25 protein-coding genes are annotated in these 24,821 nt (G+C 68.8%); 7 read left to right on the forward strand and 18 right to left on the reverse strand.

Features of this window, described 5'->3' with window-relative positions:
* The first annotated feature begins 8 nt into the window (after positions 1 to 8).
* Positions 9 to 542 (forward strand): peroxiredoxin, encoded by a 534-nt coding sequence (locus QE363_RS01570; RefSeq protein WP_307101657.1) that lies wholly within the window; start codon positions 9 to 11, stop codon positions 540 to 542.
* Positions 543 to 686: 144 nt separating this feature from the next.
* Positions 687 to 1,712 (forward strand): diguanylate cyclase domain-containing protein, encoded by a 1,026-nt coding sequence (locus tag QE363_RS01575; protein ID WP_309691185.1) that lies wholly within the window; start codon positions 687 to 689, stop codon positions 1,710 to 1,712.
* 392 nt (positions 1,713 to 2,104) lie between these two features.
* Here QE363_RS01575 and QE363_RS01580 read toward each other — a convergent pair whose 3' ends face one another.
* Positions 2,105 to 2,725, reverse strand: coding sequence for a YbhB/YbcL family Raf kinase inhibitor-like protein (locus QE363_RS01580; RefSeq protein ID WP_309691188.1), 621 nt, complete (start codon positions 2,723 to 2,725; stop codon positions 2,105 to 2,107).
* 18 nt (positions 2,726 to 2,743) lie between these two features.
* Complete coding sequence (locus tag QE363_RS01585) at positions 2,744 to 3,775, reverse strand: DUF1176 domain-containing protein (protein ID WP_309691191.1); 1,032 nt, start codon at positions 3,773 to 3,775, stop codon at positions 2,744 to 2,746.
* Positions 3,776 to 3,853: 78 nt separating this feature from the next.
* On the opposite strand from QE363_RS01585, the gene QE363_RS01590 reads away from it, so the two are divergent.
* Positions 3,854 to 4,723, forward strand: a complete 870-nt coding sequence (locus tag QE363_RS01590; protein WP_309691194.1) for a 3-hydroxybutyryl-CoA dehydrogenase — start codon at positions 3,854 to 3,856, stop codon at positions 4,721 to 4,723.
* A 137-nt stretch (positions 4,724 to 4,860) separates the two neighbouring features.
* On the opposite strand, the gene QE363_RS01595 is transcribed toward QE363_RS01590, so the two are convergent.
* The 4 genes from QE363_RS01595 to mgtE all read right to left on the reverse strand — a co-directional run bounded on the left by QE363_RS01595 (position 4,861) and on the right by mgtE (position 9,532).
* A complete protein-coding gene (locus QE363_RS01595; protein WP_309691196.1) occupies positions 4,861 to 6,189 on the reverse strand; it encodes a carbohydrate porin in 1,329 nt (442 codons plus the stop codon).
* Between the two features lie 26 nt (positions 6,190 to 6,215).
* Positions 6,216 to 6,362 (reverse strand): hypothetical protein, encoded by a 147-nt coding sequence (locus QE363_RS01600; protein WP_307101670.1) that lies wholly within the window; start codon positions 6,360 to 6,362, stop codon positions 6,216 to 6,218.
* Between the two features lie 257 nt (positions 6,363 to 6,619).
* Entirely contained in the window at positions 6,620 to 7,879 is a 1,260-nt protein-coding gene (locus QE363_RS01605) for a NupC/NupG family nucleoside CNT transporter (protein ID WP_309691199.1), read from the reverse strand.
* A 240-nt stretch (positions 7,880 to 8,119) separates the two neighbouring features.
* Entirely contained in the window at positions 8,120 to 9,532 is a 1,413-nt protein-coding gene (mgtE, locus tag QE363_RS01610) for a magnesium transporter (protein WP_309698037.1), read from the reverse strand.
* A gap of 116 nt (positions 9,533 to 9,648) precedes the next feature.
* Between mgtE and QE363_RS01615 the strand changes: the two genes are divergently transcribed.
* Positions 9,649 to 10,104, forward strand: a complete 456-nt coding sequence (locus tag QE363_RS01615) for a peptidylprolyl isomerase (protein WP_056436311.1) — start codon at positions 9,649 to 9,651, stop codon at positions 10,102 to 10,104.
* A gap of 219 nt (positions 10,105 to 10,323) precedes the next feature.
* Here QE363_RS01615 and QE363_RS01620 read toward each other — a convergent pair whose 3' ends face one another.
* Positions 10,324 to 11,103, reverse strand: coding sequence for a crotonase/enoyl-CoA hydratase family protein (locus QE363_RS01620; RefSeq protein WP_309691202.1), 780 nt, complete (start codon positions 11,101 to 11,103; stop codon positions 10,324 to 10,326).
* A gap of 42 nt (positions 11,104 to 11,145) precedes the next feature.
* On the opposite strand from QE363_RS01620, the gene QE363_RS01625 reads away from it, so the two are divergent.
* On the forward strand, positions 11,146 to 11,577 hold the full coding sequence (locus tag QE363_RS01625) for a PaaI family thioesterase (RefSeq protein WP_309691206.1): 432 nt from the start codon (positions 11,146 to 11,148) through the stop codon (positions 11,575 to 11,577).
* A complete protein-coding gene (locus QE363_RS01630) occupies positions 11,574 to 11,987 on the forward strand; it encodes a PaaI family thioesterase (protein ID WP_307101677.1) in 414 nt (137 codons plus the stop codon). Before QE363_RS01625 ends, QE363_RS01630 begins: the two co-directional genes overlap by 4 nt.
* Here QE363_RS01630 and QE363_RS01635 read toward each other — a convergent pair.
* The 7 genes from QE363_RS01635 to QE363_RS01665 form a co-directional block, all read right to left on the reverse strand.
* Positions 11,966 to 12,718 (reverse strand): SGNH/GDSL hydrolase family protein, encoded by a 753-nt coding sequence (locus QE363_RS01635; protein ID WP_309691210.1) that lies wholly within the window; start codon positions 12,716 to 12,718, stop codon positions 11,966 to 11,968. The two genes, QE363_RS01630 and QE363_RS01635, sit on opposite strands and share 22 nt — an antisense overlap.
* Positions 12,715 to 16,119, reverse strand: coding sequence for a glycosyl hydrolase 2 galactose-binding domain-containing protein (locus QE363_RS01640; protein ID WP_309691212.1), 3,405 nt, complete (start codon positions 16,117 to 16,119; stop codon positions 12,715 to 12,717). The genes QE363_RS01635 and QE363_RS01640 overlap by 4 nt, the downstream gene beginning before the upstream one ends.
* A gap of 238 nt (positions 16,120 to 16,357) precedes the next feature.
* Positions 16,358 to 17,605, reverse strand: a complete 1,248-nt coding sequence (locus QE363_RS01645; protein ID WP_309691214.1) for an adenosylmethionine--8-amino-7-oxononanoate transaminase — start codon at positions 17,603 to 17,605, stop codon at positions 16,358 to 16,360.
* Positions 17,602 to 18,222, reverse strand: coding sequence for a dethiobiotin synthase (gene bioD / locus QE363_RS01650; RefSeq protein WP_309691216.1), 621 nt, complete (start codon positions 18,220 to 18,222; stop codon positions 17,602 to 17,604). Before bioD ends, QE363_RS01645 begins: the two co-directional genes overlap by 4 nt.
* Positions 18,219 to 19,328: an 8-amino-7-oxononanoate synthase gene (locus QE363_RS01655; protein WP_309691217.1), complete on the reverse strand. Its 1,110-nt coding sequence runs from the start codon at positions 19,326 to 19,328 to the stop codon at positions 18,219 to 18,221. Before QE363_RS01655 ends, bioD begins: the two co-directional genes overlap by 4 nt.
* Before the next feature lie 162 nt (positions 19,329 to 19,490).
* A complete protein-coding gene (locus tag QE363_RS01660; protein ID WP_309691219.1) occupies positions 19,491 to 20,219 on the reverse strand; it encodes a class I SAM-dependent methyltransferase in 729 nt (242 codons plus the stop codon).
* A 4-nt stretch (positions 20,220 to 20,223) separates the two neighbouring features.
* A complete protein-coding gene (locus tag QE363_RS01665; RefSeq protein ID WP_307104683.1) occupies positions 20,224 to 20,607 on the reverse strand; it encodes a GtrA family protein in 384 nt (127 codons plus the stop codon).
* A gap of 119 nt (positions 20,608 to 20,726) precedes the next feature.
* Between QE363_RS01665 and QE363_RS01670 the strand changes: the two genes are divergently transcribed.
* A complete protein-coding gene (locus QE363_RS01670; RefSeq protein WP_309691221.1) occupies positions 20,727 to 22,496 on the forward strand; it encodes an AcrB/AcrD/AcrF family protein in 1,770 nt (589 codons plus the stop codon).
* A 109-nt stretch (positions 22,497 to 22,605) separates the two neighbouring features.
* On the opposite strand, the gene QE363_RS01675 is transcribed toward QE363_RS01670, so the two are convergent.
* Genes QE363_RS01675 through QE363_RS01690 form a run of 4 tightly spaced genes read right to left on the reverse strand, consistent with a single transcriptional unit; the run spans position 22,606 to position 24,722 of the window.
* Positions 22,606 to 23,229, reverse strand: a complete 624-nt coding sequence (locus QE363_RS01675) for a MarC family protein (protein WP_307101691.1) — start codon at positions 23,227 to 23,229, stop codon at positions 22,606 to 22,608.
* 4 nt (positions 23,230 to 23,233) lie between these two features.
* Complete coding sequence (folD, locus tag QE363_RS01680; RefSeq protein WP_309691225.1) at positions 23,234 to 24,112, reverse strand: bifunctional methylenetetrahydrofolate dehydrogenase/methenyltetrahydrofolate cyclohydrolase FolD; 879 nt, start codon at positions 24,110 to 24,112, stop codon at positions 23,234 to 23,236.
* Positions 24,109 to 24,411, reverse strand: a complete 303-nt coding sequence (locus QE363_RS01685) for a DUF167 family protein (RefSeq protein WP_309691228.1) — start codon at positions 24,409 to 24,411, stop codon at positions 24,109 to 24,111. Before QE363_RS01685 ends, folD begins: the two co-directional genes overlap by 4 nt.
* Positions 24,411 to 24,722 carry a YggT family protein gene (locus QE363_RS01690; RefSeq protein WP_307101698.1) on the reverse strand — a complete coding sequence of 104 codons (312 nt, stop codon included), beginning with the start codon at positions 24,720 to 24,722 and terminating at the stop codon, positions 24,411 to 24,413. The genes QE363_RS01685 and QE363_RS01690 overlap by 1 nt, the downstream gene beginning before the upstream one ends.
* Positions 24,723 to 24,821: the final 99 nt, after the last annotated feature.

Below are 24,821 nucleotides of genomic sequence, written 5' to 3' on the forward strand. Positions count from 1 at the left end.
TTGGGGTGATGAAGGCAGTCTTGGGCGTTCTTCTTGCAATGGCGGCGTTTCCCGCCGCCGCGGCCTTGCGTCCCGGCGCCACCGCCCCCGATTTCACGACGCGCGGCGCGGTCGCGGGCAAGGTCTTCACGCTCAAGCTGAAGGATCAGCTGCGCCACGGCCCGGTCGTCCTGTATTTCTTCCCCGCCGCCTTCACCAGCGGATGCAGCGCCGAGGCGCGCGCCTTTGCCGAGAAGATCGACGCCTTTCGCGCGGCGGGTGCGCGGGTGATCGGCATGTCGGCCGATCCGGTGGACAAGCTCGCCGCCTTTTCCAAGGCCGAATGCGCGGGCAAGTTCCCGGTCGCCAGCGCGGGGCCCGCGATCGTCAAGGGCTATGACGTCGCGCTCGGCCGCCAGATGGAAGGCCGCGATATCACCTCGCGCACCAGCTATGTGATCGGTCGCGACGGGCGCATCCTGTTCGTCCATGACGACATGAACCCCGCCGAACATGTCGCCACGACGCTGGCGGCGGTCCGCGGTCTGGCGGCCAAGCGCTAAGGCACCGGACATGACAGGGGGCATGCCAGCAAGGTGCAGGGCGATGACGGCACAGGGGTGCGCCGTCGATCGCCGTCTCGCGATGACGGGGAACGGGTCATACGCGGAACGGACATGCGACAGGTCGGGAGGGGGCGGATGTCGATGAGCACCGACCTCTATCGACGGATCGGCCGGTTTCTCGACGATCATCGCCTGTCCCCCGATCCCTCGCATTATGCGTTCGTCCACGCCATCCTGACCGATCCGAACGGCGGCCTGGCGCGCGCCGCCGCGTCGCTGATCGATGGTGGCGTGCGGCTGCACCAGGACGATATCGTCCGGCTGGGGGGAGGCACTCCGGCGACCCGTCCGGAACCGGTCGAGCCGAAGGTCGAAGCCCCGCCCGTGCGCGATCATGCGGTGCCCACGGTCGACAGCCAGTCCGACTCGCTGGCCGCGCAGACTCAGGGCCATGTCGAGACGTTCCTGGCCATCCTCCGCTCGGTCCAGGCCGACGCCACGGCCTTCGGCGCCGACCTGGCCCGCAGCGCCGCGAAGATGGACCGTGCCGAAGCGATCGGGCTGTCGGCGCTGGCCGCGCTGACCGGCGAGATGCTGGAGCGGATCCACGCCAGCGAACGGCGGCTGCAACAGGCGACTGCCGAGGCGGACGCGCTGCGCGAAAAGCTGGCGGAGGCGCGGGCGACCGCCCGGCGCGATCCGCTGACCGGGCTGGCGAACCGGCTGGCGTTCAACGAGTCGCTCGGCCAGTGTTTCGAGGCGGTCGATCCCTGCCATCTGGCGCTGTGCGATATCGACCGGTTCAAGCGGATCAACGACGAGCATGGCCATGCGGTGGGCGACCGGGTGCTGACCGCGATCGGCCAGATCCTGGCCGAGGAAGGGCAGGGCCATCTGGTGTGCCGCCATGGCGGCGAGGAATTCGCCATCCTGATGTCGGGCATCTCCAAGCGGGACGCCACCGCCCTGGTCGAACGCGCCCGGCAGGCGGTGCGCGAGCGGCGGCTGCGCGTCCGCGAAACCGACCAGTCGATCGGCCAGATCACCATCTCGGCGGGGATCACGACCTTCCGTCCGGAGGATACGCAGGAGACGCTGTTCGCGCGTGCCGACGAGCTTTTGTACCGGGCCAAGAATGATGGCCGCGATCTGGCCTATGCGGATTGACGGATTGCGCCATCCCGTGGCGGATTTTCCGGTATCGGCTTGGCGCAATTTGCCAGATTTTCTTAGGTTGAATAATTATTCGTTGAATATCAAAGCTTTATAAAACTGGCACGCTCTCTGCAAAGCTCCCGGCATCGGTCGCCAAAGGGTTGGCGACCCGATCGAAAAGGGAGTTCCACCATGTTCCAGACCATCCAGGCCCGCCAGTTCCTCGTCTCCTGCATCGGCGCGCTGCTGTTCGCCGGACTGGCCATCACCTCGGCGACGCCGATCCTGCCGATCGCCTGAGGCGTGACGCGCGATCGCGTCGGGATCGACGCCGCCGCTCCTGTCATCCTCGTCCCGCGGCCGGATCGTCGCCTGTCGATGCCCGGCCGCCCGCTCTTCCCCGATCAGGCGGGCGCGACCGCCCCGACCGGCCCCACCGGCGCCTCCTCCTCGCGCGAATAGGTGCCGGTCAGCACCCCGGCGGCCAGCACATGCCCCGCCATCGCCTCGATCATCGCGCTGCGTCCGGGACTCTGCCCGCCGATATCGACCGCCGAGTCGAGCGCGAACAGCTGAAAGACATAGCGATGCTCGCCATGCCCGCGCGGCGGGTCGGGCGGCAGCCAGCCTTCGCCCAGATAGGAATTGCGCCCGACATCGCCCTGTCCGGGTGAGCCCGCGCCGTCCGCGACGATCGCACCCTCGGCCAGATCGCCCGCCCGCGGCGGCAGGTTCCAGACGATCGCATGGACCAGCGGCTGCGGCGTCGGCGCATCGGCATCCTCGACCAGCAGCGCCAGCAGCGCGGTCCCCTCGGGCGGGTCGCCCCAGACCAGAGGCGGCGACACGCCCGCGCCATCGGCGGTGAAACGCTCGGGCAGCCGCGCCTGGTCGGCAAAGGCCGGGCTGCTCAGCGCCAGGCTGGCGGGCGGGGCCAGTTCGGGGCGGACGACCGCAACCGATTCGACCCCGGCGCGCCACCCGCTCATCGCCTTGCCCAGCCAGGCGGGCAGATGTTCCAGCATGATCCTGTCTCCCTCGGCCTATCGCGCGGACACGGGTCGCGCCCGCCAGACCTGCAACGTGTCGATCGCGCCGCGACATTCGGTCATGCTCGCCGCCTCGAGCAGCCGAAATCGGGTGCCGTCCCAGCCGAAGCTCTGGCGATCGCCGCAATCGCCCAGCCCCCGGCCCTTGCCCCAGCTCGACAGGCGGCCTGCGGGCGACCACTGGGTGTTGACCAGCGTCACCGCGCCGCCCGGTTGCGGTTCGCCGGCAAAGGGAAAGGCATAGTCGAACCGCGCGGGCGCCAGCCGCCCGTCACGCCAGATCAGCGGCTTGACCAGATAATTATACGCCCCCGCCCCGCACGACAGCAGGACCAAAGTCGCGCGTCCGTCCAGCCGATAGGATTCGGCGCTGACCGGACTGCCCAGGCTGTTCAGGCAGTCGAGCCGCCGCCGCATGTCGTTGATCGCGGCCGAGGGGATGGCGGGCGCGTCGCCCGGCGGCGGCGTCACCACCCGCACCAGGGGCAGTTCGGGCGGCTTGCCGCGATAGCGCGCCGCCCCCCTCGCAACGAAGGCGGCGGTGGTGCCCGCCCGTCGCTGCCGATCGTCCATATAGCGCAGCGTGGCGGCGACGCCGTTCAGCGAGACGGGCTTCGCATCGGGTGTCAGGATCGCCGCCCGCCGCCCCCGGACCAGCGCCGCGACCAGCCTGTCGGCCGCCGCCCCGCTCACCCGGCCCCGCGCTTCGCGGGCAAGTGGAACGGTGGCGGCGGGGCGGCCATCGACCCGGATCGTGGCGACCCGCGCCTTACCCGTCATGTCGGCCAGCTCGACCGCGACCATGCCGTCGGCGGCGCGCCGGATCAGCAATCCGGCATCCTGCAACATGCCGTCCTGCGGCGACAGCGACGCCGCCTCGCACCCGCCGCCATTGTCGCAGGCGACGATCCAGTCGCGAAACAGCTTCGGCTTGGCCGGGACCGGCGTGTCCGGCGTGTCCGGCGCGGCGGCGGCCACAGGCACGGCAAGCGCCAGGAAAGCCGTGAAGGCAGCGGTGCGAATCATGGGCGTATCAACCCCTTTGCTGGCGGTGACGTTCCGAAACGGATAGGGCAACGGTCAAAGAACAAGGAGAGCAGAGCGATGAAGTCAGTGGGCGTGATCGGTGCCGGTCAGATGGGTGCGGGCATCGCGCAAGTGTCGGCGGCGGCGGGCCATGCGGTCAAGCTGGCCGATGTGTCGGCGGAACGGGCCGAGGCGGGCAAGGCGGGAATCGCCAGGGCGCTCGACCGGCTGGTGACGAAGGAAAAGATCACCCGCGCCGATGCCGATGCGCTGCTCTCCCGCATCGCGCCGGTCGGCGACCTGTCCGCCATGGCGGATTGCGAACTGGTGATCGAGGCCGCGACCGAGCGCGAGGCCATCAAGCGCGCGATCTTCGAGGAGGTCGGCAAGGTGATGTCCGACACCGCGATCCTGGCGACCAACACCTCGTCCATCCCGATCACCCGGCTGGCGCAGGCCGCGCCCGATGCGGGCCGGTTCGTCGGCGTCCATTTCTTCAATCCCGTGCCCGTCATGGGGCTGATCGAGCTGATCCGCGGCCTCGCCACCTCGGACGAGACGGTCGCGCGGGTCGAAGCCTTCGCCCAGGCGCTGGGCAAGCGCGTCGTCCATGCCAATGACGCGCCGGGCTTCATCGTGAACCGCGTGCTGATGCCGATGATCAACGAGGCGATCTTCGCATTGGGCGAGGGCGTGGCGACGATCCCGGACATCGACGCGGCGTGCCAGCTGGGGCTCAACCACCCGATGGGGCCGCTGACGCTGGCGGATTTCATCGGGCTCGACACCTGCCTGGAGATCACCCGCGTCCTGTTCGAAGGGACGGGCGACCCCAAATTCCGCCCCGCCCCGCTGCTGATCAAATATGTCGAGGCGGGCTGGTATGGCCGCAAGACCAGGCGGGGCTTCTACGACTATTCGGGCGCGGAGCCCGTACCGACGCGCTAATCCCCCGATCCTCCTCATCGGAGATGGGGAGGTGGCAGGCCGAAGGCCTGACGGAGGGGCCTCGTCGCGGGCGAGGATGTCCCTCCACCACGCCCTCCGGGCGCGGTTCCCCTCCCCAAGCCGAGCTTGGGGAGGATTTAGAATGCGCCGTGGACGCGAAGCGCGAAGACCTCCGCAGGCCCGCGATCGCGGTTATAGCCGGGGTTGCCGACATATTGCGCATCCAGCGTCACCGCGAGCGCGCGGGTCAGCGCCACGTCGTAATAGGCCTCGGCGATCTCCTCCGCGCCCGCATTGGGCAATCGTCCGTCGCCGACCAGCACGCCCAGGCCGCCCGCCGCCAGATAGCGGCGATGCTCGGCCGAAATGCCGTTGGCGACCAGCGCCAGCCCGACCCGGTCCTGCGCCCGGCCCCAGCCCTTGCCGTTCAGCGCCGCGCCGATCTGCGCCGTCCGGTCGATATCGGTGAAGTCATAGGGCTCGATCGACCCGTCGCTGACCCCGACCCGCGCGAACAGGCCCAGCGTATCGGTCAGCGCCTGGTCCATGTTCATATAGCCGCCGATCCGCGTCAGCCGCCGCCGGGTAAAGGACGGATCGACCACCTTGCCGGTCGCGGCGGCATAGGCCAGCGCCTCGTCGAAGCGGCTGAAATTGCCCCGGTTGCGGAAGAGGCCGAAGCGCACCGATCCCGGCCGCCCCGCCAGCCGGTGGCGATGCTCGACCTCGGCATCCAGCTGATACTGGCCGAAGCCATGTTCCAGCCGCTCGCCATTGGGGATGGTCGACAGGTTGAACAGTCCGGTGCGCAACGTCCAGTCGCCGCGATAGAGTTCCGCGGCGATGCCGGTGGTATAGCCCCAGGCATCGGCGGCGTAATCGAAGCTGCCGGTATCGACGACCGACCAGTTGAGGAAATCGCCGCGCGGGTCGTGCGCATAGGGGTTGGTGTCGAACACGTCGCCGACGCCGAACTTGCCGATGGTCAGCACGACCCGGTCGACGCTCCGCGATCCGCCGAGCTGGTTGGCAACCCCCGCCACCGCCTCGCGCGCGCCGCCCAGCCCCAGGGTCTGGCGGAAAAAGGCGCGTTGCAGCCGGAAATAGGGCTCGGCCTTGCCGACCTTATAGGCCTCCGCGCTGGGAAAGCCCGCGACGCCCAGCGTATTGGACAGGCCGAAGCCCTGGTCGATCTCTGGATTCACCCAGATCTCGCCGCCGCCCCAGGGCCGCGCGCCGAGATAGGCGGTGACGTCGGCGGTTTCCTTCAGCTGGTGCGGGGTCAGGCTGTTCGTCCCGGCATAGGGCGAGGCGAAACCGCCCACGCCCTGCGCGACGAGGGTCGCCTGGCCGTGGATGGCGAAATCCTGCGGCGTGTCGGTCGGCGGGGCAAGCTCCTGCGCGGCGGCGGCGCGCGCGAACAGCAACAGGCCGCACAGCGCGGCCCGCGAAACGAAACGGGTCATCGGGGTCTTCCTTGAAAGCGGGGCGGTCAGGCCGAGGGGCGGGTCCGGCGGATCGCCTGGGGACGGCTGGACGCCACGGCGCGGAGCAACCGCGCGCGCTCAAGGGGAACGCTGGCCATGACGGTGGCGAGCGACTGGGCGCGGACATGCGCGCGGAACATCATGCGGGTCATGACAGACCTCCTTCGGGTTCGTGTGGTCGAGCCCGGCGGAAGGTCGGCGAGGAACGGCGTTAGCGGGCCGACATCGTCGACCCCGTCAGGCCCGTCAGACGGTCGGCAAGAACGTGGACGCCGAAGCGTCTACTGTCCTCGTCGCCGGACAAGGGACTAGATCGGGGCATTGTGATCCTGTGCAGTGAGTCGGCCACGAGCGCGACCGACCGGGCGCCCATAGCGCGCCCACCTGCAGGATCAACCCCGAAAGCGCCCTACCCGATCAGGAGGCCCGCCAGCGCGGCCGACATCAGGTTGGCGAGGCTCCCCGCGATCAGCGCGCGGATGCCCAGCCGCGCGATGGTCGGGCGCTGGTTCGGCGCCAGGCTGCCCGTCACCGCCATCTGGATCGCGATTGAGGAGAAATTGGCAAAGCCGCACAGCGCGAAGGTGACGACCGCGACGGTGCGCGGCGAGAGCTGCGCTGCCTGCTTGCCCAGGTCGATATAGGCCACGAACTCGTTGAGCACGATCTTCTCGCCGAACAGGCCGCCCGCGATCCCCGCTTCCTTCCACGGCACGTTGAGCAGCGCCATGATCGGCTGGAACACATAGCCGAGCAGCGCCTGGAAGCTGAGCCCCGGAATTCCGACCAGATTGCCCAGCCCGCCGAGCAACCCGTTCGCCAGCGCGACCAGCGCGACGAAGGCCAGCACCATCGCGCCGACCGCCACCGCCAGCTTCACGCCGGTCTGCGCACCCTGGGCGGCCGCCATGATGATGTTGGCGGGCTTTTCCTCGTCATGCGTCGCCTCGGCGAGCGCAATCTTCTCGTCCTCGATCACATCGCCCAGCGGCAGCTGACCGGCGGGCGGTTCGGGCCGGTCGGGCATGATGATCTTGGCCATTAGGATGCCGCCGGGCGCCGCCATGAAGCTGGCCGCGAGCAGATATTCGATCGAGATGCCCATCGAGGCATAGGCCGCCAGGATCGTGCCCGCCACGCCCGCCATGCCGCTGGTCATTACGGTGAACAGCTGTGCGGGGGTGAGGCTGGCCAGATAGGGCCGGATGACGAGCGGGGATTCGGACTGGCCGACGAAGACATTGGCGGCCGCGCAGAGCGATTCCACCTTGGACACGCCGATCACCTTCTCGATCGCGCCGCCCAGCCAGCGCACGACCAGCTGCATGATCCCCAGATAATAGAGGATCGAGACCAGCGCGGCGAAGAAGATGATGACCGGCAAGGCCTGGATCGCGAAATTGCGCCCCAGCGGATCGGAGGCGAGCGCGCCGAACAGGAACTTCGTCCCCTCATTGGCATAGCCGAGCAGCCCGGCGACCCCGGCGGACAGCGTCTGCAGGACCTTCTTGCCCCAGGGGACATAGAGGACGAGCACCGCGATCCCCGCCTGCAGCGCAAAGGCCGCGCCGACCACGCGCAGGCGGATGGTGCGACGATCGGTGGACAGGGCGACCGCGATCGCCAGGATGACAAGGATACCGGCGATACCGATGGCAAAACGATTCATGCGCGCTGCTTAACTATCCGCGTTGACGGGTGGTGACACGACGCGGCCCCCCGGCTGCGCGGGGGTGCATCATAAGCATGGTCCGGGGCGACCGCCATAGTTTTGATAGGAGGAGGTAATTCCTCCCCTATAAGGGGAGGTGGCAGGGCGAAGCCCTGACGGAAGGGGGGTCGGCCTATCGATAGCGGGACACCCCTCCGACGCGCTGCGCGCGCCACCTCCCCTTGCAGGGGAGGAATGTCACCCCGTCAGCCCGGCCGCCGTCGCCAGGCCCAGAAAGGCCAGGAACCCGATCGAATCGGTGGTCATCGTCACGAACACCGACGACGCCACCGCCGGGTCGGCGTCGAACCGGTCGAGCGTCACCGGCACCAGCACGCCCGCCAGCCCCGCGACCAGGATATTGGTCATCATCGCCGCCGCGATCACCATGCCCAGTGCCGGATTGGCGAAGACCAGGCTGACCCCCACCCCGATCACCGCCGCGACCGTCACGCCGTTCATCATCGCCACGCGAATCTCGCGCAGGATCGCGCGGGTCGTGTTGGAGCGGGTCAGCTGGTTGGTCGCCAGCGCGCGCACCGTCACCGCCAGCGTCTGCGTCCCCGCATTGCCGCCGACCCCCGCCACGATCGGCATCAGCGTCGCCAGCGCCACCATGCGCGCGATCGTCCCCTCGAACGCGGCGATCACCGAGGAGGCGACCATCGCGGTGACGAGGTTGGCGATCAGCCAGCGGACGCGGCTCTTGTAGCTGTCGAGGATCGGCTCGTTGATGTCGCCCTCGCCCGCCCCCGACAGGCGCAGCACGTCCTCGCCCGCTTCCTGCTGGATGATGTGGACGATGTCGTCGACGGTGATCATGCCGACCAGCCGCCCGCTGCCATCGACCACGGCGGCCGAGATCAGCGCATATTTCTGGAAGCGCAGCGCGACCTCTTCCTGGTCCATGTCGACCGGGATCAGCGTCTGTTCGCGCTTCATCACGTCGCCGATCGCGATCCCGCCCGGCGCGCGCAGGATCCAAGACAGCTGGCACGTCCCGATTGGGCGATGGCCGGGATCGACCACAAAGATTTCCCAGAAATCGGTGGTCAGTTCCTCGTCGCCGCGCAGGAACTCGATGGTTTCGGCCACCGTCCAATGCTCGGGCACCGCGATCAGCTCGCGCTGCATCAGGCGGCCGGCGGACTCCTCGGGGAAGGACAGCGCCTCCTCGATCGCGGCGCGGTCATCTGGGTCGAGCGCGCGCAGCACCGCGCGCTGCTCGTCCTCGTCCATGTCCTCGATGATCGCCACCGCGTCGTCGGTGTCGAGTTCGGAGGCGATGTCGGCGACTTCATGCGGTTCGAGCGCCTGGATCAGCTGCTCGCGCACATAGTCGTTCATCTCGGCGAAGACGTCGCCGTTCAGCAGGTCCGCGACCGCGCGCGCCAGGCTGACCCGCTCTTCGTCGTCGACCAGCTCGAACAGGTCGGCGATATCGGCGGGGTGGAGCGGCTCGACCAGCGCCCGCGCGCCCTCGTCGTCGCCGTCCTTCAGCGCGTCGAGCACGGCGGTGACATATTCGGGCTTCAGCCGGTCGTCCTCGTCCAGCTGGGTTTCCGGCAACGGGGTCTCGGTTTCGAGGTCGGGGAGTTCGGTGTCGCTGATCTCGGCCTCCCTCGATGGAACATGAACGCGGCGTCATGCCTCTATCGCGCGGTGCCCGCATTTGCCAGCGGGCACAGGAATGCCTACCTGCGGCACATCAACCAAGGAAGACCCTTATGGCCGAGACTTTTTCCAAGCTGACCCTGACGCTCGAGAGCGGCGATGTCGTGATCACGCTGCGCCCCGACCTGGCGCCCGAGCATGTCGCGCGCATCGGCGGGCTCGCCAATGAAGGTTTCTACGACGGCGTCGTGTTCCACCGCGTGATCCCCGGCTTCATGGCGCAGGGCGGCGACCCCACCGGCACCGGCATGTCGGGTTCGGACAAGCCCAATTTGAAGCAGGAATTCAACGCCGAGCCGCATGTCCGTGGCACCTGCTCGATGGCGCGGACCAATGATCCGAACTCGGCCAATTCGCAGTTCTTCATCTGCTTCGACGACGCGCGCTTCCTCGACCGCCAGTACACCGTCTGGGGCCAGGTCGAGAGCGGCATGGAGCATGTCGACGCGCTCCCCAAGGGCGAGCCGCCCCGCAATCCGGGCAAGATTTTGAAGGCGACCGCGGAGTAATTTTCGCGAGCGCTGAGAAAGGGGGGAGTCTCGAAAGGGGCTCCCCCCTTTTTTGTAGGGTCCTGCCACCTGCCAAAGAGCACGCCCCTCCCGCAAGCGGGAGGGGATGGGGGAGGGCATGGGGTCTCGCAGAAAAGAACCCTTGCGGCCCTTGCCCCTCCCCAACCCCTCCCCCTGCCGGGAGAGGGGCTATCGTGTGGGGAGAGGGAGCAGCCCCTCTCAGTCCCGAAACACCGGCCGCCGCCGCGCCATATTCGCGGCAACCGCCTCGCGGTGGTTCGCACCCCGCATCAGCGCCACCTGCTCGGCGCTCTCCATCGCCAGCATCTCCTCCGGCGCGCACCCCATCGCTCCGAACAACCGTTTCGCACTCCGCACCGCATCGGGGCTGCGCTCGGCGATTCGGCGGGCGAGCGCCAGCGCCTCGGCCCTGGGATCCTCGACCAGCCGGGTCACGAGTCCCGCCGCCTGCGCCTCGGCCGCGTCGAACTCGCGCGCGGTATAGACCCATTCGCGCAGCACATCCTCGCGCACGCCCTGCCACAGCGCGAAGCCGCCCATGTCGGGGACGATCCCCCAATGCACCTCGCGAATCGCAAAGCGCGTCGCGGGATGCGCCAGCCGGATTTCGGCACCCGCCATGATCTGCGTCCCCCCGCCGAACGCCACGCCGTGCACCGCCGCGATCACCGGCACTGCCAGCGTCCGCCAGCCCCACGCCACCTGCTGCACCCGATTGGCCGGGCCATGGCTGCGCGCCGACAGGTCCAGCCCGGCCAGATCGCCCCCCGCCATCGCCGCCATGTCGAGGCCGGAGCAGAAACCCTCCCCCTCGCCCGACAGCACCACCGCGCGCACATCGGCCCGCGCCGTCAGCATGTCGATCGCCCCGGCCAACGCATCGAACATCGCGCGGTCGATCGCGTTCAGCTTTTCGCCGCGCGCCAGCCGGACATCGGCGACGCCCTCCGCCACCGCGATCGTCACCCGGTCGTTCATCCCACTCTCCTTTTGCGCATCGTTGATGTAGACCATCGGCCCATGGGGTTCGATATTGAACGCTTCACGGCGATGGGCGGCTTTGGCGGCCATGGACGGCATCTGGGGATGCAGTACCGGACGCATGGGGACGACTGGGCGGAGCTGGCCCTGCCCTATGGCGCGCGGCTGATCGGCGATCCGGCCAGCGGGGTCATCGCCTCAGGCCCGATCGTCGCGATGATGGACATGGCGACCAGCCTGTCGGTCTGGCTGAAGCGCGGTGCGTTCGAGGCGCATGTCACCGTCGACCTGCGCGTCGACTATCTGCGCCCCGCCGTGCCGGAGCGGACCGTGATCGGGCGCGGCGAATGCTATCGCATCACCCACAGCATCGCGTTCGTCCGGGGCATCGCGCATGACGGCGATCCCGAGGATCCGGTGGCGCATGTCGCGGGCACCTTCATGCGGCTGAACGCGGGGGTGGAGGCATGACCCCGCCGCGCACCGCGATCGGCACGCAGATGGTGCTGCCGCCCTATGCCGAGTGGCTGGGCTGTTCGATCGAATGGGTCGAAGAGGTGCCGGAGCTGGTGATGCCGTTCGGCGACCATGTGATGGGCTGGCCGGGGCTGCTTCAGGGCGGCGCGATCGCGGGGCTGCTGGAGGTGGCGGGGATCGCCGCGCTGACCCATCGCCTGTCCCTGGAGGGGGCGGCGCGGATCAAGCCGGTGACGGTGACGACCGACTATCTGCGCACGGGCCGCGACCACCCGACCCGCGCGGTCGGCACCATCCTGCGCCTGGGCCAACGGATCGCCAATGTCGAGGCGACGGCCTGGCAGGAGGATCGCGACCGGCCGATCGCGACCGCGCGGCTGAACTACCGCATCCTGCGCGACTGAGGCTTGGCCAGCGCCCGCCGGATCGCAGCATCGGCAACAGGGGCCATCGCGGCATAGCCCGCCGCATTGGGATGCACCCCGTCGGTGCCATAAGCGGGGTTCAGCGCGTCGCCGACATGCAGCACCGACCAGTAATCGGCATAGGTCGCGCCGATGCGCGCCGCATAATCCTTCAGCCAGCCGTTCATCGCGGCGATGCGCGGGGCCGGGTTCACCCCCGGCTTCCACTCGAAATGATCGGCGGGCGGGATCGAGGCCAGGATCACCCGGATGCCATGCGCCTGGGCCAGTTCGACCATCGACATGATGTTGCCCTGCACCTGCGCATCGGTCGTCGGGCCGGTATTGCCCGCAATGTCGTTGGTGCCCGCCATGATCTGCACGACCGCAGGCTTCAGGTCGATCACGTCCTGCCGAAAGCGCAGCAGCATCTGCGAGGTGGTCTGCCCGCTGATCCCGCGCCCGATCCGGCCGGGCGTGAAGAAACCCGGCGCCCGCTCCACCCAGTTCTGGGTGATCGAATCGCCCATGAAGACGATGCGCGGACGGCCCGGCACCGGCGCCGCGAGCGTCGCATTGTCGTCGCGGTAGCGCGCGAGATAGCCGAAGTCGTTGTGCAGCCGCTCCTCCCATTCGCGCGCCCAGCGCTGGCCGTCGGTTTCCTTCCCTTGCGCGGTCGCGGGCGCGGCCAGGGTCAGCGCGAGCAGCGCGGCCAGGGTGAGGCGGCTCACGGACGCAGGTCCGCGCCGGTGGCGGTGACGTTCCAGCCGCGCAGCGTGACGCTGGGCCTGTCCGCCTTGGCGGTGGGGTAGCGGACTTCGATCACGCGGCTTTCTCCCGGCAACAGGGTGACGTAATTGTCGCTGAAATAGGCGGGCAGTACTTGTGTCCCGTCGGCGTTCATCACGGTCAGCTTGGTCTCGATCGCAGGGACCGTGCCGCTGTTGGTCAGGGTGACGTTGGCGATCGTCTCCTCGCCCTGCCCCTGCAACGCCGTGCTGGCCGTGACCGTCGCCGCGCCCATCGTCGTCAGCGCGCGATAACGCGCATCGTCCTGCGCCTGCCAATAGCTGTTGGTCGACAGCAGCTGTCCGCCCGCATCGCTCGCCTCCAGCCGGACGAGCACCGGCCCGCGCTTCATCGCCGAGGCCAGGTCGAGGGTCAGGACCGGCGTCACCCCCTCGGCATTGGCGGCGAGCTTCGTCTCCTGGTCCGATTCGACCCGGCCATCGAGCCCGACGACCCGCGCGCGCACCTGCACGCCCTTCAGCGCGTCGCGGGTGTTGTTGACCAGCACGACGCGGTGGTCGGGCAGGTTCATCTGGACATGGATCGGCTCGGCGGCCTTCTTCACGCCGTAGAAGGCGGCATGGGTGTCATAGTCGGACGAGAAGATCTGCCAGGCCGAGGACGGCCAGGCGGGTTGCGTCATCCACAGCATCCGGCCCGAATTCTCGGTCCAGAGCCCCGCATTCATCCCCTCGAAGATGGCGCGATAGGATTCATATTCCATCATCTGCGCCTTGCGCTCGAAATCCTCGAGCCCGGTGGCGGGACCGAAGCGGCGTTCGAGCGCGGCGGTGAAGCTCTTGACCGCGCCGTTCCCGGTCTGGTGCCAGTCGTGATAGGCCCAGACATCGCCGATCGGCCAGCGATCCGCCTCGGCCGGGATGGCGCGCTTCCACGCCTCCAGCGTCGGCAGCGAGGGGGTGCCGACCTCGACCGAAAAGCCCTTGGCGAGCGTGGTGAAATAGTCGGCGGGCGGCCGCCAGTCATAGGGGCCCGACCCTTGCAGGTTCACCGCGTTGGACGAAGGCATATAGAGCCGGGTCCCGTCCTCGGCGCGCAGCAGCGTGTCCAGCCCGGTATTCAGGATCGGCTGCGGCACCCCCTCGTTCCGGCCGAACCAGGCGACGATCGAGGGATGGTTGCGATAGCGGCGCACCACGTCCGCCGCATTGGCGAGGAACAGCTGCGGGTCCTCGGCCTCCATATTGTAATCCTGGGTCGACTCCCAGAAATCGGACAGGACCATCAGGCCATATTCGTCGGCCAGGTCGAAGAAGCTGTCCTCGGTATTCTGCCCCACCCAGTTGCGAACGATGTTGAGATGCGCGTCGCGGTGGAGGCGGAAGAAGGGCTCCAGATGCGCACGGTCGATGCGCTTCATATAGTCGTCCATGCCGATATTGCCGCCGCGCGCCGCGATCCGCACGCCATTGACCCGCAGGACGAGATAGGGGGCGAGGCGCGGATCGTCCTGCACCTTGGCGACCGCCGCCGACTGGGACGCGCCGGGGGTGAAGCTCATCGCCCAGCCATTGGCGGTCTTGCGGATGCCCGCATGGCTGGTGTCGACCACCCGCTGGCCGCCCCGCACCCGGTTGAGGTCCAGCGTCACCCGCTCCAGATCGCCGTCATCGTCGAACAGCGACAGGTCATAGGTCACCTGCCGCATGCCGAAGCGCAGGCCCTTGCTGTCCGACAGCGCGCCGTCGACCGCCGCGGTCAGCGCCAGATCGTGCAGCGCGGGGTCGCCATAGCCGTTGGGCCACCACAGGCGCGGATTCTTGACCGACAGCTGCGGGAATTCGGACGGCGACAGGACGGCGCGGATCGTCTGGCCCGGCGCGACCGTCACCGGCTTTTCGACCACCACGTCATCGAACACCGCGCGGACGGTCGCCGTCACCGGCGCCTGGCCGGTATTGGTGACGGGCACCGCGATCTCGACATCGGCGACCGAATTGTCGGGCTTGGGCAAGGTCGTGACCACCTGCGGGTCGCCGATCACCGCCGGGCCGGTCGCGGCCAGCGTCACCCCCTGCCACAGCCCGGTATTGCGGTCGCGGACGCTCGGGATCCAGTCCCAGCCCTCGGTCGCGACGAAGGTGGGGCCGTCCATCATCTGGACGCCGCCATTCTCGCCCACGCCCGCCGTCATCGATTCCTCATGCGCGATGCCGGGGTGCGGCGGCGGCGAGACGCGCACCGCAATGGCGTTGCGCCCGGCGGCCAGCGTCACGGGGAAGCGGCCCCGGATGAACGCGCCCTTCATCGTCCCCGCCATCCGGCCGTTGACCCAGACCTCGGCCGAATAGTTCACGCCGTTGAAGGTCAGCCACATCTGCCGCCCGGCGGCTTGCGGAGGCGTGTCGAACTCGGTGCGATACCAGTAATCCTGGCGCGCCAGCGTCTCGGGGATCGCCAGATTGTTCAGCCCCACCGCCGGATCGGGATAGACGCCGCGATCGACCAGCGTGGTCAGCACCGTGCCCGGCACGGTCGCGACATACCATTTGTCGGCGTCGAAATTGCCCTGCGACAGGTCCGCGCCGCCGGGGCCGACCTTGGCCGCCTCGATCAGCCGCCAGCCATTGACCGCCCATTGCCCGGTCGCGGTGGACACCAGCGCCGCCGCCTTGGGCTCGGGCTTTGCCGTCCCGCTGGTCGGGATCGGCGCCCTGGACTGGGGCAGGGTCCAGGCATCCTGCGGTGCGGTCTGGCCCTGCATCTGGCGGGTCTGAAAGGGCCAGCTCGGGCTGCCGGTCTGGAGCGCCAGCTTCGCCGGGTCGGGCGCCCGCCGCGCGGCGACGCGGATGGCGAGCGGATCGACCGCCTCACGCACCATGCGGAAGTCGATCACCTTGCCCGCGAAGATCGGCTGGTAGCTGCGCGGCGCCAGGGTCGCGACGCCCGTAACGGGCTCCAGCGACAGGCCGCGCTGCACCACCTGCCGCCCGTTCACGAACAGCCGGACGACCTTGCCGTCATAGCTGGCGGCGATATGCGTCCATTTGTTGCGGTCGGCATCGCCGCCGCCCTGCACCACCCCCGCCTCGGTGACGAGCGCGGGCTGGCCGTCGACCAGCGCCAGATAGCGGCGGGGCCCCCGGGTCGGATCGCCGAAGCCGCCGATCAGCATCGTCGTGCCCTTGCCCGCGACGCTGCGCGGCTGGACCCAGGCGGACAGCGTCCAGGTGGCGGCGGCCACCGGCGTCGTCTCGATCGCGCGGGCGTAGGAATCCCCCCCCGGCGGCAGGTCCGCATTGATCGGGCCCAATGGCTGGGCGGGGGGAGACGCGGGAGCCGTCTGCGCGGATACGCCCAGGCTCCAGCATAGCGCCGTCATCGATGCCAGAGCCCCTATCGCCCTTGCCGCCGCCACGCCCATGCCTGCTCCCTTTTGAATTGCCGCCGGATAAAGCAAATGAAAAGCCGTAAAGTCAAAGGGCGCAGCATATGTTCCTCCCCTGAAAGGGGAGGTGGCAGGGCGAAGCCCTGACGGAGGGGTGTCGCACTCTCGATAATGGGGACACCCCTCCGTCACGCTTCGCGCGACACCTCCCCTTGCAGGGGAGGAATAGGGGTTATCCCCCGAAACGATCGATCGCCTCGCCGATGCCGGTCCAGACTTTACCGAGCTGCGCCGGAGTGATCGAATAAGGCGGCATCACATAGATGGTGTTGCCCATCGGCCGGACCAGCAGATCGGCCTCGCGGAAATGCGCGAGCAGCCGGGGGGCCAGGTCGGAGAGATAGTCCTGCCCCGCGCCCAGTTCGAACGCGGCGATGGTGCCGAGCTGGCGGGGGCTATGGACCGCCACCCTGTCCGCGATTCCCGCCAGATGGCGGCCTTGCGCCGCCGCCAGTGCGTCAATGCGGTCCTGCACCGGCTCCTCGCGCCAGATCGCCAGATTGGCCGCCGCCGCCGCGCAGGCGATGGGGTTGGCGGTGTAGCTGGACGAATGGAAGAACTGCTTCGACCGATCGCTCTCCGACCAGTGCGCCTGAAAGATCGGCTCGGTCGCCAGCGTCACCGCCAACGGCACCGCACCGCCGGTCAGCCCCTTGGACAGGCACAGAATGTCGGGCACCACCCCCGCCTGGTCGCAGGCAAACAGCGTGCCGGTGCGGCCCCAACCGGTCATCACCTCGTCGGCGATGAAGAGTACCCCGTGGGCGGTACAGATCTCGCGCATCGCCGCCAGCGTCTCAGGGGTGTAGAACAACATGCCCCCCGCCCCCAGCACCAGCGGCTCGACGATGAACGCCGCCGCGCCCGCCCGGCATTCCGCCTCCAGCACATCAAGCGTGGCCTGCACATCGCTGGGAAAGGGAATGGTGCCGACATCGAAGAGCAGCGGCGCATAGGCGCGGTTGTACACGCCGCGCGCGCCCACCGACATCGCGCCGATCGTGTCGCCATGATAGCTGTGTTCGAGGACCAGGATATGATGGCGCGGCTCGCCCCGGTTGAGCCAATAACCCAGCGCCATCTTCAGCGCGACCTCGACCGCCGTCGAACCCGAGTCGGAGAAGAAGACCCGCGTCAGTTCGGGCGGGGTGATCCGCACCAGCTCGGCGGCGACCGTCTCGGCGGGGTCATGGGTCCAGCCCGCGAAGATGATCTGGTCCAGCTTGCCCGCCTGCTCGGCGATGGCGGCGCTGATGCGCGGATGGTTGTGGCCGTGGGTCGTCACCCACCAGCTGGAAATGGCGTCGATCACCTGCCGCCCATCGACCGTGGTCAGCACCGCGCCGGAAGCGGTGGCGACCATTGGGATCGGCTCGCCCAGCCCATGCTGGGTGAAGGGGTGCCAGACCGGCGAGGTCATCGGAAATCCCCCACATCGAAGTGGGCGGCGAAAGCCTCTGCCAGCGTCTCTCGGGTCAGCTCGGCAAGCCGCGGCAGGCGGCCGAGCCGCTTCACCCCGCCGATCGCGGCGATGGTCGCCTCACTGTCCTCGACGCCCTCACCGACGAACGCCACGCCCAGGATCGGCACACCACGCGACCGCAACGCCTCGATCGACAACAGGCTGTGGTTGATCGTCCCCAGCCCCGTCCGCGCGACCAGCACCACGGGCCGCCCCCAATGCGCGAACAGGTCGGCGAACAGCAGCTGCCGGGTGACGGGCACCAGCACGCCCCCCGCCCCCTCGGCGACCAGCGGTCCGTCGACCTGCGGCAGCGCGAGGCGTGCGCGGTCGATCTCCACCCCGTCAATCTCGGCGGCGCGGTGCGGCGAGCAGGGGGTCTTCAACCGATAGGCGGAAGGGAGGACCGGACGGCCGCTGAGCCGTGCCACCGTCTCGGCATCGCCATGCCCGTCCTCGTCGGTGCCCGCCTGGACGGGTTTCCAATAGCTCGCCCCCAGCGCAGCCGTCAGCGCGGCGGAGAAGACGGTCTTGCCGATCTCGGTATCGGTGCCGGTGACGATGATGGTGCTCATGCCAGAACCTCCTGCAATGCTTGGTCGAGGGCGAGGAGGTCCGCCGCCTCGACATTGAGGGTGATCGACAGCCGCAGCCGCGCCGCGCCCACCGGCACGGTCGGCGGGCGGATGCCGCGAATGTCGAAGCCGCGCGCCTGCAACGCGTGCGCCGCGCGCATCGTCCGGCCATTGTCGCCCAGGATCAGCGGCATGATCGGCGTGCCGCGTGCGGAGGCGCCGTGCCTTGCCAGATGCTCGCCCGCCAGCGCGATCCGCGCGTGGAGCGCCGCGCGCCGCTCGGGTTCGTCTGCCAGGATGCGCAGGGACTCGCGCACCCCGCGCGCCATCAGCGGCGAGGGCGCGGTGGAGAAGATGAACCCCCGCCCGCGATTGACCAGATAGTCGCGGACGATGGCGGGCCCGGCGACCAGCGCGCCCTCGCACCCCATCGCCTTGCCACAGGTATGCAGCGTCACCACCCGCTCGCCCGGCGACGAAAGCCCCTGTCCCCGGTCGCCGAAGACGCCGGTGGCATGCGCCTCGTCCACCACCAGCATCGCGTCGTGCCGCTCGGCGACGGCCATCAGGTCGGGGAGCGGGGCGGTGTCGCCGTCCATGCTGTAGAGGCTTTCGACCGCAATCCAGGGCGTGCCCTTGCCGCCCTGCGTGCGCCAGGTCCGGATCGCCTGCTCGAACGCGTCCGCGTCGTTATGCGCCGCCGCCACCGAGGTCGCGCGCGACAGCGTCATCCCCTCATGCATGCTGGCATGGACCAGCGCGTCATGGACGATCAGGTCGCCGCGCTGGGGCAGCGTCGCCATGATCGCGACATTGGCGGTATAGCCCGAGGAGAAATAAAGGCTCGCCTCCGCGCCGAAAAAGACGGCAGCCTCCGCCTCCAGCGCCTCATGCTCGGGGTGGTTGCCGCGCAGCAGCCGCGAGCCCCCCGAGCCGACGGGCACGCCCTGCTCGATCGCCCGCGCCATCGCGGCGGCGAGGCGGGGGCTGTTTGCGAGGCCCAGATAATCGTTGGAAGCGAAGTCCTTGCCCGCCATCGGGGCCAGCACCCGCAATCGGTCCCGCGCGGCCAACCGGGCCAGATCGGCGCGATGAAAGTCCAGCATGGGGGATTCCCTAGAGCGGGATGCCCGAGAGCGGAACCGGAATTTGCGGGGGATTCCCTTGGCCTTCGACTTCGCTCAGGCTGAACGGAGCGAGGTGCTTATGGCCAACTATCCCAACCTCCGTTCAGCCTGAGCGAAGTCGAAGGCCACGCCCCTCCCGCGTCAAACAGGCTCCGCCAACGTCACGATCGAAACCCCCGGCGTCATCGGCGCGCGGCCGACCAGATGCCGCTCCAGCCGGAAGATCGCCTCGAACGCCTTGTTGAGCGGCGCGGGCGGGGGCGAGTCGTCGCTGTCGTCGCGGCCCGTCAGCCGCCCGGCGATGCGTGCCGCAGCCGCCAGCGGGAAGAGCAGCGAGTTGAAATAGGTCAGCTTGCGGGGGCGCAGACCCGCCTTCTCGATCGCCGAGACCAGAGTTGCCTTGGAATAGCGGCGATGGTGGTGGTTCACCACGTCATGCGCCGACCACATCCATTGATGCGCCGGCACCGCGATCAGGATCTTGCCGCCCGGTTTCAGGCAGGACTTCATCGCAGCGAGCGCGGCGACATCGTCCTCGATATGCTCGACCACGTCGAGCACCGCGATCAGGTCGTACGCGCCGCGTTCGATCCCCGGCAGTTCGGGCAGGGGGGCGGCCCCCACCGGCTTGCCGAGTCGCTCCGACGCGATCTCCCGCGCGGCGGGATCGATCTCGATCGCGTCGACCGTGCCGAAACCGGCCAGCATCGGCAGATTGTGCCCGGTGCCGCAGCCGATCTCCAGGATGCGCGCCTCGCCCGGCAGCTTGCCATAGCGGGTCAGATAATCGGCCAGGATGTCGCGGCGCGCGCGATACCACCAATGGGTGGAATCATGCGCGGCCATGCGGTCGTAAACGATACGGTCCATGAACTTATCCGAAGACCCATTGGCGGTTGAGCGCGAAGGTCGCGATCGGTGTGATCGTGACCACCGGGATCAGCGCGACCCAGGGTTGTTGATGCAGAAGCCCGGTGGCGATCCACGTGAAGACCGCATTCAGCACAAGTCCAAAGCCTTGTACCACCAGGAATTTCAGATGCTGCCGCCCGCTGGAGTCGCGGGTGCCGTGCCCGCGAAAGCTCCACGCGCTGTGCAGGAAGAAGCCGAAGATCACCGCGACCAGAAAGGCGGGCGGCACCGCCAGCACCGCCTTGTCATGCGGCAGGACCCAGGACGTCAGCGGCAGATAGACCGCCGAATAGACGACCGTCGACAGTCCGCCCGCAATGCCGAAGCGGATCAGCTGGCCCAGCATCCCGCTGTCCCGCCACCGCCCGATCCGCTGCTGAAGAGTCGCCACGCCGCCGTCTTGCCCTTTACGTCGCCCGCGATAGAGCGGAGCCCGAAGTCCTGCGCCTTAGGCCGCAGGCGGTTATGAGGGAAGCGTCTTTGGAACGTCTGAAGGGCGAGATCGACCGCAACTGGCGGCAATGGGTCATGGTCGCCTGGGTCGCGATCGCCGCCTGGTACGTCTATGACCGCTGGGGCCAGATCCGCTGGTGGTCGCTGGGCGACACCGACGACAATATGCGGCTGATGCAGGTGCGCGCCTGGATGGCGGGGCAAGGCTGGTACGATCTGCGCCAGTACCGGATGAACCCGCCGGTCGGGTTCGACATCCATTGGAGCCGCATCGTCGACCTGCCGATCGCCGGGCTGATCCTGTTCTTCCGCCTGTTCACCACCCCCGCCTGGGCCGAGCGGCTGGCCTGCGGGATCGCGCCGACCATCCCCCTGTCGATCGCGATGCTGGGAATCGCGGCGACGATGCGCCGCCTGATCGCGCCCTATGCCTGGCCGCTGGGGATCGCGCTGCTCTATTGCGCGGGTTCGACCCAGTTGATGTTCATGCCGATGCGCATCGACCATCACGGATGGCAGCTGGCGATGCTGGCGGTCACGGTCGCCGGGCTGTGCGATCCGCAGGCGCGGCGCGGCGGTGCGCTGGTCGGCCTGGCCAGCGCGGTGTCGCTGTCGATCGGGCTGGAGATGTTGCCCTATGCCGCGATGGCGGGGGCGATCCTGACGCTGCGCTGGGTCTGGGACCGGGACGAGGCGTCGCGGCTGGCGGTCTATGCGCTGACGCTGGGCGGGGGGAGCGCGGCGGGGTTCGCCGCCTTTGCCTCCAACGCCAATTACGCCATGCGCTGCGACGCGCTGACCCCGGTCTGGCTGTCGGTGACGGTGGTGGCGGGGGCGCTGCTGTTCCTGCTGGCACGGATCAATCCCGAGTCGCGCGCCGCGCGGCTGGGCCTTGCCGTGCTGGCGGGCGCGGTGATCGCGGGCGGCTTCGCCTGGCGCTTTCCGCAATGCCTGACGCGGCCCGAACAGGTCAGCCCCGAATTGCAGCGCAACTGGCTGAACAATGTCCGCGAGGCCAAGCCGATCTACAAGCATCCGCTGCGCATCGCGCTGCCCATGGTCATCATGCCGATCATCGGGATGATCGGGGCGATCGTCGCGGCGGTGCGGCGGCGCACGATCGGGTGGACCGCGATCGCGCTGTTCACCACCTTCGCCTGCGCCATGCTGTTGTGGCAGGCGCGCGCGGCCCCGGCGGCGCAGATGCTGGCGGTGCCGGGCGTCGCGGCGCTGCTCTGGATCATCCTGCCCTGGATCAACCGCCTGCCCTCGCCGCTGCTGCGCGTGCCGGTGATGGTCGCGGCGATCCTGGTGCCGAGCGGCATCGCCACCGCGCTGATCTTCAACCATCTGCCGGTCGGGCAGGCCAATGCCTATGCCGCGCGGGTCAACCGCGCGACGGGGCAGTGCGTGCGCACTTCGGTGCTGGCGCGGCTCAACGCCTATCCGGCAGCGACGGTCTTCACCTTCGTCGATCTGGGGCCGCGGCTGATCGTGACCACCCATCATGACGCGATCGCGGGGCCCTATCACCGCAACGGCGACGCGATCCTGGACGTGCAGCACGCCTTTCAGGGCGGGGAGGCGCAGGCGCGCGCGATCATGAAGCGGCACGGCGCGACGCTGTTGCTGCTATGCCCCGACATGTCCGAGTCGACCAACTACCGCGCGCGGGCGCCGGGGGGCTTTTACGACCGGATGGCGCATGGCTGGGTGCCTGGCTGGCTGACCCCGCTGCCGCTGCCCAAGGGGTCGCCGCTGCGGCTGTACCGGATCGACTGATCCGCTTGCGGCGCGGTGGCAGGCCGTCGGGCCTGATGGAAGGGGGGCGGCCTCATGGGCGGCACGCCCCCTCCACGGTCCCACCTCCCCTGGCCGGGGAGGAATGCCATCACTTCAGGCTGGCGGTGACCCCGTCGATCACGAACTGCACCGCCAGCGCGGCGAGCAGCACGCCCAGCACGCGGGTGATGACCGCCTCGATCTTGGCGCCCAGCAGCCGCATCAACGGCCCCGCCGCCAGCAAAGCGACCAGCGTCAGGAGCAGGATCGTCACCATCGCGCCCAGCACGACCAGCGACGCCTCCAGCCCCTGGTTGCGGCTCATCAGCAGCATGACGGTCGCGATCGAACCGGGACCTGCGATCATCGGCATCGCCATGGGGAAGATCGACACGTCCTCCGCCTCGTGCGGATCGTCGGCGACCTTGGCCGCGCGGTCCTCGCGCCGCTGGGTGCGCTTCTCGAACACCATCTCCAGCGCGATCAGGAACAGCATGATACCGCCTGCGATGCGAAAGGCGGGCATCTCGATGCCAAGCCCGTGGAGCAGCGCCTCGCCGAACAGCGCGAAGACGAACAGGATGACCGAGGCGACCATGACCGCGCGGATCGCCATGGCGCGGCGGTGCTGCGGCGTCGCCCCCGCCGAAAGCCCTGCATAGATCGGCGCGCAGCCCGGCGGATCGATCACCACGAAGAAGGTGATCAGCGACGAGATGAAGAGTTCGAGCACCGGCTCAGAGCGCCGTCTGGTCGATCGCGACGCCCTCGCGCCGACCCGCCGAGACCAGCGTGTTGCGCAGCAGGACCGCGATCGTCATCGGCCCGACGCCGCCCGGCACCGGGGTGATCGCGCCCGCGCGCGCGGCGGCGGCGTCATATTCGACATCGCCGACCAGGCCCGTCTCGGTCCGGTTGATGCCGACGTCGATGACGCTGGCGCCGGGCTTGATCCATTCGCCCTTGACCAGCCCCGGCACGCCCACCGCCGCCACGACGATATCGGCGCGGCCGACCACCTCGGGCAGATTGCGGGTACGGCTGTGCGCGACCGTCACGGTGCAGCTTTCGCCCAGCAGCAGCTGCGCCATCGGCTTGCCGACGATGTTCGAGCGGCCGACGACCACCGCGTCCATCCCCGACAGGCTGGGGTGAATGCTCTTGAGCAGCATCAGGCAGCCGAGCGGGGTGCAGGGCACGAAGCCCTCGACGCCCGTCGCCAGCCGCCCGGCATTGACCGGGTGGAAGCCGTCGACATCCTTGTCGGGGTCGATCGCCTGGATCACCGCCTGCGCGTCGATCTGGCCGGGCAGCGGCAGCTGGACGAGGATGCCGTCGACGGTCGGGTCCTGATTGAGCTGTTCGACCAGCGTCAGCAGGGTCGCCTGGTCGGTATCGGCGGGCAGGCGATGCTCGAAGCTCTCCATCCCCGCCTCGCGCGTCGCCTTGCCCTTGGACCGGACATAGACGCTGGAGGCCGGGTCCTCGCCGACAAGGACGACGGCCAGCCCCGGCGCGCGGCCGGTGGCGTCGCGGAAGGTCGCGACCTGGGTGGCAATACGGGTGCGGAGGCCGGCGGCGAACGCCTTGCCGTCGATGATCGTGGCGCTGGTCATGGCGCACCGCCATAAAGCGCCTCGGCCAGACGCGCCAGTGCGTCCGGGTCCCCGGCGATGTGAAGGCGCTTCAATCGCGCCGTTTCGCCCGCCACGATCGTCACCGCGCGCTTGGCCACGCCGAAATGCTTCGCGACCAGCGGGACCAGCGCCGCATTGGCCGCGCCGTCGACCGGGGGTGCGGACAGCCGCGCGGCGAAATGGGCGTCGGTGCCGCTGGTCAGCGCATCACGCCCGCCGCGCGGGGTGACGCGCACCGCGATGCGGATACCGTCGTCGCAGGGCGACCAGGCGGGCATCAGCCGACGACGACCGCGCCCCCGTACATCTGTTGCGCGATCGCGGCGTTCAGGATCTTGTCGAGGATGACCACCGCGAGCAGCACGACCATCGGCGACAGGTCGAGCGCGCCGAAATCGGGCAGGATGCGCCGGATCGGACGATAGAGCGGATCGGTCATCTTCTGGAGCGCATACCAGACCGAACGGATGAAATCGTTCGAGGTGTTGATGACGTTGAAGGCGATCAGCCAGGACAGGATCGCCTGAACGATGATCACCCACCAGACGACGTTGAGGAGAATCTGCAAGATCTGAAGGATGAGGACCAACGGAGGGAGCTCCCGATTACAATGGCCCCATATCTAGGGCGGGCGGGGCGTCGGGGCAATCATCGCGCCGTCCGGTCCTGACGCAGGTGGAACGAACCG

The sequence above is a fragment of the Sphingomonas sp. SORGH_AS_0870 genome (genome assembly GCF_031453175.1).
In the GTDB taxonomy this organism is placed as follows: Bacteria; Pseudomonadota; Alphaproteobacteria; order Sphingomonadales; family Sphingomonadaceae; genus Sphingomonas.